Raw genomic sequence first — 15,341 nt, forward strand, 5'->3', positions numbered from 1 at the left:
ATTCAAAGGTTTCATCGTCCGATCCTCTTACAACCCACGAGCCACGGCCTTGTCGATCAGCCAGTTCAGCGACGGACCACGATCACTGTTGACCGCGGCCGGGCGCCCGGCGAGCTCGGCCGGCAGGCCGCCGTCGGGCTTGATCTGCACGCGGATGTCGGAGGCCAGGTTGTCGGTGTCCAGGCTCGAGCTGCCGGTGATCCGCCCGGTGCGCACTTCGTCCTCGCCGGCGATCTGGAAGTTGACCCGGGTACCCGGCTTCACTTCGTCGAACTGGCGATAGCTGAAGCGCGCCTCGATGGTCGGGACGCTGGTGCGCGGGATCAGCGCGAACACCGGCTGGCCCTTGCTGGCGTACTGGCCGTCATCCACCAGCTGACGCGAGACCACGCAGTCGCACGGGCTGGTGAGGGTGCCGGAGAGCTGCTTGCCGAACAGCTCCTCGACCTTGGCCGGCTCCAGCTGCGAGTCGTCCAGGTGGCCCTTGAGCAGGTCGAGCATGCTGGTGTTGAAGGTCGCCAGCGGTGCGCCCTTGGCCACGCTCGCGCCGCTTTCCACCAGGCTCTGCAGACTGCCGTCGCGGGGCATGGTGACGTTGGTGGTGGGCACCGCGACCACGCCGGCCTCGGCATGGCTGACGAAGTACAGGCCGTACAGCGACTTGGCGACGAAGCCGAAGGCCACCAGGCCGACCACGAACACCCCGGCGGTCACGGTGACCGCGCGCAGGCGGCCAAAGGCGGAAAGGCCCGAGCCTCCGTCCTTGTGCTTGCGCGCCTTGGTGAAGTTGTCGCGCTGCAGGGTACTGAGCACGTCGCCGACGCTGATCAGCTCGCCGGACAGGTGGCTGGTGATGATGTGGCGCAGGGTGGCGATGTCGCGCGGCTCGAGGTTCTGGAACTCGGCGCCGGTGCGGGCGGTCTCGCGGCTGCTGGTGCGCACCAGCAGTTCGACGTCCATCGACAGGCCGAGGTTGTCGACCACGAACTGCAGGCGACCGCGCAGCACTTCGCCTTCAGGCAGAGGCTTCTTGGCGTGGAAGGACAGGCCCCCGGCGGACAGGTCGTCAACCTTCACCTCGTGCGCTTCGCGGTTGCCGTCCAGGTAGCGCAGCTTGGCGGGGATGCGCACCCGGGCGTGCTGGCGCTGCGCTTCGGATTCATGCACGACATTGACGTTCACGGCGGTATTCATGGCGATATTCGTTCCTGTTGTCCGATCCGGGGGCTCACACGACCATGAACAGCACGGCGACGAAGATGCTCGCGGCCGAGAAGGTCATGGTCCGCGAGGACCAGGTGTTGAACCATTGTTGAAAACTTGCGAGGTCGCGTTTGAGGGCAGTGGGCTGGCGGGTCCAGGACTGCCTGTCGAGGCGGAAGAACACGTAGATCTTCATCACCGCGCCGACGATCTGGTTGTAATAGAGGATCAGCGGGTAGGCCGGGCCGACGTTGTGACCCGAGCACAGCAGCATGATGGTGAGGATCAGGCGGGTGATGCCGATCCACAGCAGGTACACCAGCAGGAACTGCAGGCCGAACTTGAAGCTGGCGATCACCGCCACGGTCAGGCCCAGCAGGCTGGTCCACATCGACACGCGCTGGTCGAGCAGCACGATGCTGGTGAACAGCCCCAGGCGCTTGAGACCCAGGCCCAGGGCGCGGGAGTTCTGCCGCAGGTTGTTGCCGTACCAGCGGTACATCAGCTTGCGGCTGGCCTTGACGAAGCTCTTCTCTGGCGGGTGCTCGACCGTGTTGATCGCGGCATCGGGCACGTAGAAGGTGTCGTAGCCCAGGCGCATCAGGCTGAACCAGCTGGACTTGTCGTCGCCGGTGAGGAACTTGAAGCGGCCCAGGCGCCAGTGCATCAGCGAGTCGCTTTCGACGTCGGCGATGAACTCGGGGTTGGTCACTACGCTTGCGCGGAACATCGACATGCGCCCGGTCATGGTCAGCACGCGCTTGGACAGGGCCATGGAGCACATGTTGATGTGGCGCTGGGCGAAGCGCAGCTTGTGCCACTCGCTCATGATGTAGCCGCCGCGCACTTCGCAGAACTCGTTGGTGGTCAGGCCACCGACGTTGGGGTACAGGCGGAACCATGGCACGGTCTTGCGCACCACGCCCTCGGCCAGCACGGTGTCGCCGTCGATCACCGCCACCACGGCGTTTTCATCCGGCAGCATCCGCGAGATGGCGCGGAAACCATAGGCCAGGCCGTCACGCTTGCCGGTGCCGGCGATACGCACGATGTCGAGGGTCACGTGGGACGGCGGGTTGTACTTGGCCCACAGGCTTTTCACCAGCAACTCGTCGGACTTCTCCACCAGCGAGCAGACCACGGTGGTGGGGAAGCCGCAGTCGATCGCCTCGCGGATTACCGAGCTGTACACCTGGGCGGTTGTCAGTGCCTCGATGCGAAAGCTGGTGACCATCAGGTACACGTGCGACGGGTCGGCGTCCTTGCCGAGTTTCTGCACCTTGCGGCGCAGGTAGGGGTAGACGATGTACAGGAAGATCATGCCGCGGATGAAATGGGTGGCGCCCATGGAGTAGCGCCAGATGCCGACGGCACCGACCAGGAAGATGAAGTGCTTCGACTGCGAGTCGAAGATATCGCTGGGCAGGGCCAGGGCGATCAGCATGAGCAGGCTCATGTAGAGCAGCCAGCCGGCGCATTGCAGCAGCATGGTCTGGAACCTTTGCATGTTCGGCATCCGTCGAGAATTCGGGGGAGGGCGGGCGGCGCGCTGGGGAGGGACGCGCCGCCCGGCCGGGTTTACCAGCAGATACCTTCGGTGCGGCTGGTGGCGCAGGTCGGCTTGCTCATGAAGCCGACCAGGTCGATCACCTGCTTGCCTTCCGGTGCCTGCTGGGCCAGGGCGCGGAACTGCTCGTCACGGTTGCCCAGGATGATGATCTCGGCGTTGTCCACCACCTGCTCGAAGTTGGCGTTGAGCAAGGAGGAGACGTGGGGGATCTTCGACTCGATGTAGTCCTTGTTGGCGCCGTGGACACGGGCGTACTCGACGTTCTGGTCGTAGATGTCGAGCTGGTAGCCCTTGCCGATCAGGCGTTCGGCCAGCTCCACCAGCGGGCTTTCGCGCAGGTCGTCGGTGCCGGCCTTGAACGAAAGGCCGAGCAGGGCGACCTTGCGCTTGTCGTGGCTCTCGATGATGTCGAAGGCGTTCTGCACCTGGGATTCGTTGCTGCGCATCAGCGAGTCGAGCAGCGGCGCGCGCACGTCGAGGCTGGCGGCGCGGTAGGTGAGGGCGCGCACGTCCTTGGGCAGGCACGAGCCACCGAAGGCGAAGCCCGGGCGCATGTAGTACTGCGACAGGTTCAGCGCCTTGTCCTGGCAGACCACGTCCATCACCTCGCGACCATCGACGCCGACGGCCTTGGCGATGTTGCCGATCTCGTTGGCGAAGGTGACCTTGGTCGCGTGCCAGACGTTGCAGGTGTACTTGATCATCTCGGCCACTTCGACCGGCTTGCGGATGATCGGCGCGTCGAGTTCTTCGTACAGGGCCTGCAGCACGTCGCCGCTGGCGCTGTCCAGTTCGCCGATGACGGTCATCGGTGGCTGGTCGTAGTCCTTGATCGCGGTGCTTTCGCGCAGGAACTCCGGGTTGACCGCGACGCCGAAGTCGACACCGGCCTTCTTGCCCGAACAGTCTTCCAGAATCGGAATGACCACGTTCTTCACGGTGCCCGGCAGCACGGTGCTGCGCACCACCACGGTGTGACGGCTGGCCTTGTCGCGCAGCACGTAGCCGATCTCGCGGCACACCGACTCGATGTATTCCAGGCCCAGGTCGCCGTTTTTCTTGCTTGGCGTGCCGACGCAGATCATCGACACGTCGCTGGCGCGGATGGCTTCGGCGAAGTCGGTGGTGCCGCGCAGGCGGCCGTTGGCGATGCCTTGTTGCAGCAGCTCTTCGAGGCCCGGTTCGACGATGGGCGACTTGCCCTTGTTGATCAGGTCGATCTTGGTGCTGGAAACGTCCACACCAATCACTTCATGGCCTCGTGCCGACAGGCAACCTGCACAGACTGCACCCACATAACCCAAACCAAAGATGCTGATACGCATCGCATTCACCTCGTGTGTTTATCACGCCAGCCCTTCAGCGAAGAGCCGACCGGGTTGATTGACCAGCAGTATTCGGGCGCACGGATCCATGGCGAACTGACACTTCACCGAACGCAGGCATGAATAAATCCGGAGCGCAAAAAGTTATGCACTCAAAGTTGGCAGTCAAAGGCCAGTATTAAAAGTGGCGTGCCCTGAAATGCAGCCGTCTTTATTGCAATTCACCGTTGGTGAAGTGCTGTGCTTGTTTTTTCAAGTGGATAAATCCTTTGAAATCAACCACTAGGACGAATTTTAGGGGCGCTTGTCTCCTGCATGGATCATGGCTTTTGGCACTTCCTGTACCGCCGTTGAAGTTTTTTGGGCCGGTTGAGAATGGCGGCCCTTTGTCATCTGTAAGTCATTTCTCACGCCGGGCGCTTGAAACTCGTTACGGGTGCTATGAGCCATCTCCCTTGGCAGAAGTTCCGGGGGCGGTTTCGTCACGATGAAAGATTTCTAAATATTTTTTCAGAGGGAAATACTTTCAATCTGATAGCACACGGCAGTTTCGTCCCCGTATATAAAGGGCGAAATCGCAGGGGGATGGTTATAGGCCAGCATGCGAAAATTTTTTTCAATTTTCGTCAAAAAACTACGAACGGTCTTATGGCGTTTTGCAATAAGGATAGGGTGGTTGGTTTTTTGGCGTCTGTTATTTGGCGAATTCGAGGGTGAAAGCGTGCCCCGTTGCAGGGCAAGGGTGGGATGGGGCTGCTTCGCAGCCCTTTCGCGGCACAAGGCCGCCCCTACAGAGAACAGCGCGGTCCCTGTAGGAGCGGCCTTGTGCCGCGAAAGGGGCGCAAAGCGCCCCCGGGGCCATCAGCCCTCAGCGTGATCGCGCAGGAACACCAGATGATCCGGCTTCGACTGCTCGGCGCTGTAGTAGTAACCCTGCACATCAAAGCGCTTGAGCTGCTCCGGATCGTTGATCCGCTCCTGGATCACGAAGCGGCTCATCATCCCGCGGGCCTTCTTGGCGTAGAAGCTGATGATCTTGTACTGGCCGTTCTTCAGGTCCTTGAAGTCGACATTGATCACCCGCGCCTTCAGCGCGCTCTTCTTCACCGCGCTGAAGTACTCGTTGCTGGCCAGGTTCAGCAGCACGTCGTCACCCTGGTCGGCCAGGGCCTGGTTCAGCCATTCACTGATGCGCGTGCCCCAGAAGGCATACAGGTCCTTGCCGCGGGCATTGGCCAGCTTGGTGCCCATTTCCAGGCGGTAGGGTTGCATCAGGTCCAGCGGGCGCAGCAGGCCGTACAGGCCCGAGAGCATGCGCAGGTGGTCCTGGGCGTAGCTGAAGTCGTCCTCGCCCAGGCTCTCGGCGTCGAGCCCGGTGTACACGTCGCCCTTGAACGCCAGCAGCGCCTGCTTGGCGTTGGCCGGGGTGAAATCCGGGGTCCAGCTGCCGAAGCGGGCGGCGTTGAGGCCGGCGAGCTTGTCGGAGAGGTGCATCAGCTCGGCGATCTGCGCCGGCGCCAGTTCGCGCAGTTGCACGATCAGTTCCTGGGAGTCGTCCAGGTACTGGGGCAGGGTGTGGCGCTGGGTTACCGGCGGGGTGTCGTAGTCGAGGGTCTTGGCGGGGGAAATCACCGTCAGCATCGGGTCGGCTCCTGGAATCGTCGGGCGAATTCTACGGGGCCGCTGGCACAACGCCAAACTATGGCGACGATAGTCACCGAACATCGCCACATTAAACCGCGGGCGGTCGCGCTATAGTGCGCGCCATGCCTTCAAGGAGATTGCTCATCGTGCGTATCGCGTTTGCCCTGTTCGCCGGGCTGCTCAGCCTGGGCGCGCAGGCGGCCCCGGCGGATTTCGTCAGTTTCGACCGTGAGCTGTGGCCCGAGCAGTTGGACAGCCCGACGCTGTTCGACGTGGCGTCGCGGGCGGAGATCCTGTCGTTCGCCCGGGTGCTGCACGAAAGCGAGATGCTCGACGAGCAGGCGCTCAAGACCCGGCTCGGCTTGCGCCAGATCAACCTGCCCGTCGTGCGGGCCGTACGGGCACGTCTGTGGCAGCGCCTGTGGACAAGTTATCAACAGGCGCAGAAGAGTTGCGAGCAGGATGCCTCGTTCTGCTACCCGGTCGAGTCCATGGCCGATCTACGCACGCAGTCTGCTGTTTTCGCCGAGGATGTCGGCACGTTCTATACCGGATGGGTCGAGCCCAGTCATCAGTTCCACACTCGATACCTGGATGAACAGTTGCGCAAGGCCGCGCTGTTCCCGCAGACCACCAGCGAGGTTGCCAAGCTGTCCAACCGCGAGCGCAATGGCGAGGAGCTCAACGACCGGATGTTCCTCCTGACCTTCGTCGGCGGCCCGGGGCCCCAGGGCGGCAGCACCGATGCGGTGGCTGACTACCTGCGGCGGCAGAAGCTCGACGGGATTTTTTTCGTGCTCGGCAATCGCCTGCAGCAACGGCGCGACGCCGGCCCGGTGAATGAGCTGTATGCCGGCCAGTGCGTGGGTATCCAGGGTTGGGAGTACCGCTCCCACGCCCAGTGGCAGGACTGGCAGGACTCGCTGCGGCGCAGCCAGGCGCGGGTCCAGGCCGACCTGGCGGAGCAGTATGTGCCGTTGTTCCGTCCGCCCTACGGTCAGCGCCGCGCCGATGGCGAGGCATTCATGGACAGCCAGCAGTTGCGGGTATCGTTGTGGGACATCGACGCCCAGGATGACGGACCGCTGACCGCCGAAGCCTCGGCACAGCGGGTGCTGACGCTGATGCTGCTGTGGCGCAAGGGGGTGATCCAGTTCCGCGACAATCAGCCCAAGACGCAGCCGGCGCTGGAGTGGCTGTTGCAGCACACGGCCCAGAGCGGGATCGGTTGGGAGGATTGTCGGGAGTATGTCCGGCGGGGGTAGGCTTAAGAGCGGTGGGGGCGTTGGGGTGTTCGGCGAGATTTCTGCAGCGTCTTTGAGATCGAGCGCCGCCCGCGCGGCGCATCGCGACGCAAGGCCGCTCCTACATCTGTTTCGGGCCAGTCAATCCTGTGCCATCACCTGGTACGCCTTGTTGGTCCGACGCGGTTTCAGTGTGGGCATCACTGGCGCCTCACCTGTCTCAAGACATGTGCCAAGGCGGGCAACCATGGCCTGACAGGTTCGGCACGTTGCAACAAATGTAGGAGCGGCCTTGCGTCGCGATGCGCCGCGCGGGCGGCGCTCGATCTCATAGGCGCTGCAAGGCTATCGTCTGGCACCTGGCAGCCAATATGCGATCAAATTTTTCACCTGCAAAAACCTTGAATAGATTGAAAAGGCGTATCGATCCACTCAATGCACCAACGCCCCACATTGCGCCTCCCGCTGCATCGACTCCAGGTTGCGTTCGATCGTCTCGCAGATCGTGTCCATCGGAATCTGGTGCTCGCTGAAGCGGAACGGGCTCTGCAGGTCCGTGCCGATCCGCTCGATGGCCAGCAGCATGAAGCCGACCACCGTCGAGGCCAGCGGCGTGAACCAGCCCAGCGACTCCACCAGCCCCACCGGCACGATCAGGCAGAACAACGTGATGAACAGCCGCGGGAAGTACACATAAGGGTAGGGCAGCGGCGTATTGGCGATCCGCTCCATCCCGCCCTGGGCGTTGGACATGTCCACCAGGGTCGATTCCAGCCGCGCCAGGCGAATGCTGTCCAGTCGCCCGGCCTGGTACTCCTGGGCCAGCAAGGCCGCCGAGCCGCCGAGGATATCGTTGGCGAAGTTGTTCGAACGATTGCGCCGCTCGAACTCCCCGGGCGGTATGAACGCCATCAGCTCATCCGGGCACTGCTCGCCCTTGAGATGCGCCGCCAGGCAGTTCACGTAGGCGATATGCCGACGCAGCAAGGTCGCCTTCACCGGGTTCGGCCCGTCGGCCGGATCGTCGACCAGCGTCAGCACCTGCCGGGCGAAGCTGCGTGAACTGTTCACCAGCGCGCCCCACAGCGTGCGCGCCTCCCACCAGCGGTTGTAGGCGCTGCTGTTGCGAAAGCTCACCAGCACCACCAGCGCCGAGCCCAGCAGGGTGAGCGGGATCAGCGGCAGGCTGAACTTGCTGTTGAAGAACAGCATGAAGTCGATGGTGACCAGCACATCCCAGATCAGCAGCCAGAACAGCGACCAGCCGATGTAGCCGAAGGTCTTGACCACCAGGCGGTATTTGCGGGCGAGGAGGGCTTTCACGTGGGGGGAACCTCGATGCGGGGGATGCAGGTTCCGACGTCGCGGGAAGGGCAAGGTTCGGTGGGATTTGACGCAGGGTGTTACGTGGTTTTTCTGGTCGGCAGTAAAGAAGAGGCCTACAGCAAGCGGTAAAGCTTCCCTCAGGGCTATGGTTTAGGCTCGTCACACATTCACATTGCGAGGTAGTCGAGCATGGCCAGTGAACTGACGCCATTCAAGATTGCGGATCTACTGGATTCCGAGGCAGCGATTCAGGAATACCTGTTACAGGTAGCGGCCGAAGGTGACGCTGATGAAATCATTCGAGCACAGTCCCATGTCCAGGCCGCGCGCTTGCGCAATACAGAAGGCTAGTCCAGCCAGATCCCCTGTCACCCGGCGCTTTGTGCTGCGCTGTCGCATGATGAGCAGAGTCGCAAGCATCGCCAGCGTGGGAGCGGGCTTGCCCCGCGATGGGCTGCAACGCAGCCCAACCCAGGCCACACCGCACACACGTAAATCACCTCAACCTCAGCTCAACACCTGCTTCATCTGCACCAGCGCGATCCGGCTTCCATCCGGTGCCTGTCGCTCCTCGATCCCGAACGGCACAAAACCGAGCTGTGGATAAAGCAGCAGCCCTGCGGTGTTGTGATTGAAACACGACACCCAGACCTCCCGCGCCGCGAAATCTTCGCGAGCCAGAGCGATCATGCATTGCACAAGGTAGCGCGCCACACCCTGGCCTCGCGCGGTCGGGGCCACCACCACATTACCCAGCGCGCAGACACCGTCATATTCAGCCTTATAGAAATTAGCGAAGCCAACGATCGCCCCGTCAGCCTCGATCACCGTCGAACCGCTGCGCTGGGCGATGGCTTCGCTTAGTTGTGCGGGTGTAAGCGGGTGAGTTGCTTTGGGGAACATATAGAAGAGTTCGTCCGCGCTTTGAGGGAAGCTACAGAGCGTGGCGATGTCGGCAGGTTGGACAGGGCGATGGCTTAGTGGCACGGGGAATGTTCCGATGGGGCTAGAAGCTACTTACCCTGTGCGGCCGGTAACATGAAGTCAATGCTGTGGCTCTACAGTAAATTGCACCAAGTGTGATTTTCTGTGCAGTCAGGAGAGTCGCCAAAGGCTTGGCTAGGTTTGGGAAATGGACTGCAGGGAGTGGGAAAAGCCTTAAAGTACTGGGCTTGAAACGAGCTCGAAGTCCGCCAGGCTTGCACGTTTTTTGTAGGAGCGGCCTTGTGCCGCGAAAGGGCTGCGCAGCAGGTTCAGGATCTCGGGCATGGCGCAAAACGTCGGGGCTGTGTTGCAGCCCTTTCGCGGCACAAGGCCGCTCCTACAGGGATCGCGCAGGTAGAGGCATAGGCTAATCGACAGGCACAAAAAAACCGACCATAAGGTCGGTTTTTTTCTGGATCTTGGTGCCCCGAGGGAGACTCGAACTCCCACTCCTTTCGAAAACGGATTTTGAATCCGCCGCGTCTACCAATTCCGCCATCAGGGCTTGTGGCGCCGCAGTATAGAGAGGTGCCTTGGGTCGGTCAATCGGCTTTCATGGTCAATTTTCACGCATTGGGCTAAACTTTGCGGCCCTGTCGAACCGAACATCATCATGCGCGTCGCCGATTTTTCTTTCGAACTCCCCGATTCCCTGATCGCCCGCCATCCGCTGGCCGAGCGCCATGGCAGCCGCCTGCTGGTGCTCGATGGCCCCAGCGGCACGCTGGCCCACAAGCAGTTCACCGACCTGCTCGAGTACCTGCGCCCGGGCGACCTGATGGTGTTCAACAACACCCGGGTGATCCCGGCGCGCCTGTTCGGCCAGAAAGCCTCCGGCGGCAAGCTGGAAGTGCTGGTCGAGCGCGTGCTCGACAGACACCGCGTGCTGGCCCACGTGCGCGCCAGCAAGGCGCCTAAGGAAGGCGCGCAGATCCTCATCGACGGCGGTGGCGAGGCCGAGATGGTGGCCCGCCACGACACGCTGTTCGAACTGCGCTTCAGTGAAGAGGTGCTGCCGCTGCTCGAGCGCGTCGGCCACATGCCGCTGCCACCGTACATCGACCGCCCCGACGAGGGCGCCGACCGCGAGCGCTACCAGACCGTCTACGCCGAGCGCGCCGGCGCCGTGGCCGCGCCCACCGCCGGCCTGCATTTCGACGAAGCGCTGCTGGCGAAGATCGCCGCCAAGGGCGTCGAGCGCGCCTTCGTCACCTTGCACGTGGGCGCCGGCACCTTCCAGCCGGTGCGGGTCGACAAGATCGAAGACCACACCATGCATAAAGAGTGGCTCGAAGTGAGCCAGGACGTGGTCGACGCCGTCGCCGCGTGCCGCGCCCGTGGCGGCCGGGTGATCGCCGTGGGCACCACAAGCGTGCGCTCGCTGGAAAGCGCGGCGCGCGATGGCGAGCTCAAGGCCTTCAGCGGCGACACCGACATCTTCATCTTCCCGGGCCGGCCGTTCCATGTGGTCGATTGCCTGGTCACCAACTTCCACCTGCCGGAGTCCACGCTGCTGATGCTGGTCTCGGCCTTCGCCGGTTACCCCGAGACCATGGCCGCCTACGCGGCGGCGGTCGAGAACGGGTACCGCTTCTTCAGTTACGGTGATGCCATGTTCATCACCCGCAATCCGGCGCCACGCGGCCCAGAGGATCAAGCATGAGTCGCACCTGTCGAATGTCGTTCGAACTGCTGGCCACCGACGGCAAGGCCCGTCGTGGCCGGCTGACCTTCCCCCGTGGCACCGTCGAGACCCCGGCCTTCATGCCGGTGGGCACCTACGGCACGGTCAAGGGCATGCTGCCGCGTGACATCGAGGCCATCGGCGCCGAGATCATCCTCGGCAACACCTTCCACCTGTGGCTGCGCCCGGGCACCGAGGTCATCAAGAAGCACAACGGCCTGCACGACTTCATGCAATGGAAAGGCCCTATCCTCACTGATTCCGGTGGTTTCCAGGTGTTCAGCCTGGGCGCCATGCGCAAGATCAAGGAGGAAGGCGTGACCTTCGCATCGCCAGTGGACGGTTCCAAGGTGTTCATGGGTCCCGAGGAGTCCATGCAGGTCCAGCGCGACCTGGGCTCGGACATCGTGATGATCTTCGACGAGTGCACCCCGTATCCGGCCGAGCACGACGTGGCGCGCACCTCCATGGAGCTGTCGCTGCGCTGGGCCCAGCGCTCGAAGAACGCCCACGGCGACAACACCGCGGCGCTGTTCGGCATCGTCCAGGGCGGCATGTACCAGGACCTGCGCATGCGCTCGCTGGAAGCGCTGGTCAACATCGACTTCGATGGCCTGGCCATCGGCGGCCTGTCGGTGGGCGAGCCCAAGCACGAGATGATCAAGGTGCTGGACTACCTGCCGGCGCAAATGCCTGCTGACAAACCTCGTTACCTTATGGGGGTAGGCAAGCCGGAAGATCTTGTAGAGGGTGTGCGCCGCGGCGTCGACATGTTCGACTGCGTGATGCCCACGCGCAATGCGCGCAACGGCCATCTGTTCGTCGACACCGGGGTGATCAAGATCCGCAACGCGTTCCATCGCCATGATGAATCGCCGCTGGATCCGACCTGCGATTGCTATACCTGCACCAACTTCTCCCGCGCTTATCTGCATCACCTGGACAAGTGCGGCGAAATGTTGAGCAGCATGCTGAATACCATCCACAACTTGCGCCATTACCAGCGCTTGATGGCCGGTTTACGCGAGGCTATTCAACAGGGTAAATTGGCCGCCTTTGTCGACGCCTTCTACGCCAAGCGCGGGCTTCCTGTGCCGCCCTTGGACTGACTGTTCGCATCCATTATTAGAAAACATTCATTAGGAGTGCCCAATGAGCTTCTTGATTCCCGCCGCCTACGCGGACGCAGCAGCCCCAGCCGCCGGCCCAGCCGGTACCGGCTTCGAGTGGATCTTCCTGGTCGGTTTCCTGGTCATCTTCTACCTGATGATCTGGCGCCCGCAGGCCAAGCGTGCCAAAGAGCAGAAAAACCTGCTGAGCAACCTGCAAAAAGGTGACGAAGTGGTCACCAACGGCGGCATCGCCGGCAAGATCGTCAAGGTCGCCGACGACTTCGTGGTCCTGGAAGTGTCCGACAACGTCGAACTGAAGTTCCAGAAGGGCGCCATTGCCGCGACCCTGCCGAAAGGTACGCTCAAGGCTATCTGAGTTACCGGTTTCATTTTTCCAGTCGGGGCGCGCAAAGCGCCCCGCGTCTTGAACGGGCGGCGTGATGCTGAACAAATACCCTCTGTGGAAATACCTGCTGATCGTGGTGGTACTGGCGGTCGGCTTCATTTATTCCGCACCCAACCTCTACCCGGATGATCCGGCGGTGCAGATCAGCGGCGCCAGTTCCGCCCTGCATGTCAGCCAGGCCGACCTCGATCGCGTGACCAAGGCGCTGACCGATGCCGGCATCGCCGTCAAAGGCAGCAACCTGGGCGAGAAGGGCAGTGCGCTGGTGCGCCTGACCAACCAGGAAGCACAGCTGCCAGCCAAGGATGTGGCGCGCAAGGCCCTCGGCGACGACTATGTCGTGGCCCTGAACCTGGCCCAGACCACCCCGCAGTGGCTGCGCAACCTGGGTGCCAGCCCGATGAAGCTGGGCCTGGACCTGTCCGGTGGTGTGCACTTCCTGCTGGAAGTGGACATGGACAAGGCCATGACCGCTCGCATGAAAGTCTACGAAGGCGAGGTCAAGACCTTGCTGCGCAAAGAGCGCGTCCGCTACCGCAGCCTGCCCCAGCAGGACGGCGGCATCATGCTGGGCTTCGCCGACGATGCTACCCGCGAACAGGCCCGCAGCCTGATCCGCAAGAATTTCAATGACTTCGACCTGACCACCACCGAGCGCAACGAGCTCGCCGTGCTGCGTCTGGCGCTGACCCAGGCGAAAGTCGCCGAGATCCGCGAATACTCGATCAAGCAGAACCTGACCACCGTGCGTAACCGGGTCAACGAGCTGGGCGTGGCCGAGCCGCTGGTCCAGCGCCAGGGTGCCAACCGCATCGTGGTCGAGCTGCCGGGCGTGCAGGACACCGCCGAAGCCAAGCGTATCCTCGGCAAGACCGCCAACCTGGAGTTCCGCTTCGGCGCCGAGCCGGGTGCGTCCAAGGCTACCACCGAGGTGTTCGAGTTCCGCGAAGGCGGCCGCTCCGCCCCGGTCGAGCGCGGCCTGATCATCACCGGTGACCAGGTCACCGACGCCCAGGCCAGCTTCGACGAGCACGGTCGCCCGCAGGTGAACATCCGCCTCGACGGCCACGGTGGCGAGCTGATGAGCCGCGCCACCCGCACCAACGTCGGGCGCAGCATGGCGGTGATCTTCATCGAGCAGAAGCCGGTCACCCGCTACCAGAAGCAGATGGTCGATGGCGTCGAGAAAGAAGTCGCGGTGCAGACCTTCCAGGAAGAGAAGAAGATCATCAGCCTGGCGACCATCCAGTCGCCGCTGGGCAGCCAGTTCCGCATCACCGGCCTGAACGGCCAGGGCGAGTCGTCCGAGCTGGCCCTGCTGCTGCGTGCCGGTGGTCTGGCCGCGCCGATGTACTTCGCTGAAGAACGTACTATCGGCCCAAGCCTGGGTGCCGACAACATCACCAAGGGTATCGACGCGTCCCTGTGGGGCATGCTGTTCGTCTCGCTGTTCATCATCGCCATCTACCGCGCCTTCGGTGTGCTGGCGACCATCGCCCTGGCGGGCAACATGGTGCTGCTGCTGGCGTTGATGTCGCTGCTGGGCGCCACCCTGACCCTGCCAGGTATCGCTGGTATCGTGCTGACCATGGGCATGGCGGTGGACGCCAACGTGCTGATCTTCTCGCGTATCCGCGAAGAGATCGCCGCCGGCATGTCGGTGCAGCGCGCCATCCACGAAGGTTTCAACCGCGCCTACTCGGCGATCGTCGACGCCAACCTGACCACTCTGCTGGTCGGCGGCATCCTGTTCGCCATGGGTACCGGCCCGGTCAAGGGCTTCGCGGTCACCATGTCCCTCGGGATTTTCACCTCGATGTTCACCGCCGTCATGGTGACCCGCGCACTGGTCAACCTGACCTGCGGCGGGCGTGACATCAAGAAGCTGTGGGTTTGAGGGAGCTGCGATGAAAACCATCAACTTCATGGGCGTGCGCAATGTCGCGTTCGCCATCACCGTGCTCCTCACCGTGCTGGCGCTGTTCAGCTGGTGGCACAAGGGTCTGAACTTCGGCCTGGACTTCACCGGTGGCACGCTGATCGAGCTCACCTACGAGCGTCCGGCGGACCTGGAAAAGGTCCGTACCGAACTGGTCGGTTCCGGCTTCCACGACGCCGTGGTGCAGAGCTTCGGCGCCACTACCGACCTGCTGGTGCGCATGCCGGGCGATGACCCGCAGCTGGGCAACCGCGTGGCCGAGGCGCTGCAGAAGATCGGCGGCGACAACCCGGCCACGGTCAAGCGCGTTGAGTTCGTTGGCCCGCAGGTGGGCGAGGAGCTGCGTGACCAGGGCGGCCTCGGCATGCTCCTGGCCCTGGGCGGCATCCTCATCTACCTGGCCTTCCGCTTCCAGTGGAAGTTCGCCGTGGGCGCGATCATCTCGCTGATCCACGACGTGGTGGTCACCCTGGGCATCCTGTCGTTCTTCCAGATCACCTTCGACCTGACGGTGCTGGCGGCGGTGCTGGCGATCATCGGCTACTCGCTCAACGACACCATCGTCGTGTTCGATCGGGTGCGCGAGAACTTCCGCGTGCTGCGCAAGGCCTCGCTGATCGAGAACATCAACATCTCGACCACCCAGACCCTGCTGCGGACCGTCGCCACCTCGGTGTCGACCTTGCTGGCCATCGCCGCGCTGCTGTTTTTCGGCGGCGACAACCTGTTCGGCTTCTCCCTGGCGCTGTTCATCGGTGTCATGGCGGGTACCTACTCGTCGATCTACATCGCCAACGTGGTGCTGATCTGGCTGAACCTGAGCAGCGAAGACCTGATCCCGCCGGTCAAGACCGAGGGTGTGGACGAGCGTCCGTAAGGCTTGTTCCGCGCCATTTGGCGTAAA

Annotated in this window: 13 protein-coding genes and 1 tRNA gene; 7 read left to right on the forward strand and 7 right to left on the reverse strand. The window is 62.9% G+C overall.

Going from position 1 to position 15,341, the window contains the following annotated elements; all coding sequences use genetic code 11:
- Positions 1–27 precede the first annotated feature (27 nt).
- From POF53_RS10440 to yaaA, 4 genes are all read right to left on the reverse strand, one after another.
- Positions 28–1,194, reverse strand: a complete 1,167-nt coding sequence (locus tag POF53_RS10440; protein ID WP_232855682.1) for an alginate biosynthesis protein Alg44 — start codon at positions 1,192–1,194, stop codon at positions 28–30.
- 34 nt (positions 1,195–1,228) lie between these two features.
- A complete protein-coding gene (locus POF53_RS10445) occupies positions 1,229–2,710 on the reverse strand; it encodes a glycosyltransferase family 2 protein (protein ID WP_203650674.1) in 1,482 nt (493 codons plus the stop codon).
- A gap of 71 nt (positions 2,711–2,781) precedes the next feature.
- A complete protein-coding gene (locus POF53_RS10450) occupies positions 2,782–4,098 on the reverse strand; it encodes a nucleotide sugar dehydrogenase (protein WP_050704345.1) in 1,317 nt (438 codons plus the stop codon).
- Positions 4,099–4,959: 861 nt separating this feature from the next.
- On the reverse strand, positions 4,960–5,739 hold the full coding sequence (gene yaaA, locus POF53_RS10455) for a peroxide stress protein YaaA (protein ID WP_498967594.1): 780 nt from the start codon (positions 5,737–5,739) through the stop codon (positions 4,960–4,962).
- A gap of 149 nt (positions 5,740–5,888) precedes the next feature.
- Between yaaA and POF53_RS10460 the strand changes: the two genes are divergently transcribed.
- Positions 5,889–7,007, forward strand: a complete 1,119-nt coding sequence (locus POF53_RS10460; RefSeq protein WP_498967595.1) for a polysaccharide deacetylase family protein — start codon at positions 5,889–5,891, stop codon at positions 7,005–7,007.
- Between the two features lie 411 nt (positions 7,008–7,418).
- Here POF53_RS10460 and POF53_RS10465 read toward each other — a convergent pair whose 3' ends face one another.
- Positions 7,419–8,309: a bestrophin family protein gene (locus POF53_RS10465; protein ID WP_280082702.1), complete on the reverse strand. Its 891-nt coding sequence runs from the start codon at positions 8,307–8,309 to the stop codon at positions 7,419–7,421.
- Between the two features lie 192 nt (positions 8,310–8,501).
- On the opposite strand from POF53_RS10465, the gene POF53_RS10470 reads away from it, so the two are divergent.
- On the forward strand, positions 8,502–8,663 hold the full coding sequence (locus POF53_RS10470; RefSeq protein ID WP_157763504.1) for a helix-turn-helix domain-containing protein: 162 nt from the start codon (positions 8,502–8,504) through the stop codon (positions 8,661–8,663).
- A 156-nt stretch (positions 8,664–8,819) separates the two neighbouring features.
- Here POF53_RS10470 and POF53_RS10475 read toward each other — a convergent pair whose 3' ends face one another.
- Positions 8,820–9,299, reverse strand: coding sequence for a GNAT family N-acetyltransferase (locus POF53_RS10475; protein WP_232855677.1), 480 nt, complete (start codon positions 9,297–9,299; stop codon positions 8,820–8,822).
- A 417-nt stretch (positions 9,300–9,716) separates the two neighbouring features.
- A tRNA-Leu gene (locus POF53_RS10480) sits at positions 9,717–9,801 on the reverse strand.
- A gap of 108 nt (positions 9,802–9,909) precedes the next feature.
- Here POF53_RS10480 and queA point away from each other — a divergent pair.
- From queA to secF, 5 genes are all read left to right on the forward strand, one after another.
- Entirely contained in the window at positions 9,910–10,959 is a 1,050-nt protein-coding gene (queA, locus tag POF53_RS10485) for a tRNA preQ1(34) S-adenosylmethionine ribosyltransferase-isomerase QueA (RefSeq protein ID WP_498967598.1), read from the forward strand.
- Complete coding sequence (tgt, locus tag POF53_RS10490) at positions 10,956–12,089, forward strand: tRNA guanosine(34) transglycosylase Tgt (RefSeq protein WP_028689580.1); 1,134 nt, start codon at positions 10,956–10,958, stop codon at positions 12,087–12,089. The genes queA and tgt overlap by 4 nt, the downstream gene beginning before the upstream one ends.
- A gap of 43 nt (positions 12,090–12,132) precedes the next feature.
- Entirely contained in the window at positions 12,133–12,468 is a 336-nt protein-coding gene (gene yajC, locus POF53_RS10495) for a preprotein translocase subunit YajC (protein WP_110735801.1), read from the forward strand.
- 64 nt (positions 12,469–12,532) lie between these two features.
- Positions 12,533–14,395, forward strand: coding sequence for a protein translocase subunit SecD (secD, locus tag POF53_RS10500; protein ID WP_203650709.1), 1,863 nt, complete (start codon positions 12,533–12,535; stop codon positions 14,393–14,395).
- 10 nt (positions 14,396–14,405) lie between these two features.
- On the forward strand, positions 14,406–15,314 hold the full coding sequence (gene secF / locus POF53_RS10505; RefSeq protein WP_110735797.1) for a protein translocase subunit SecF: 909 nt from the start codon (positions 14,406–14,408) through the stop codon (positions 15,312–15,314).
- Positions 15,315–15,341: the final 27 nt, after the last annotated feature.

Source organism: Mitsuaria sp. RG, from assembly GCF_028369275.1.
Lineage (GTDB): Bacteria > Pseudomonadota > Gammaproteobacteria > Pseudomonadales > Pseudomonadaceae > Aquipseudomonas > Aquipseudomonas peradeniyensis.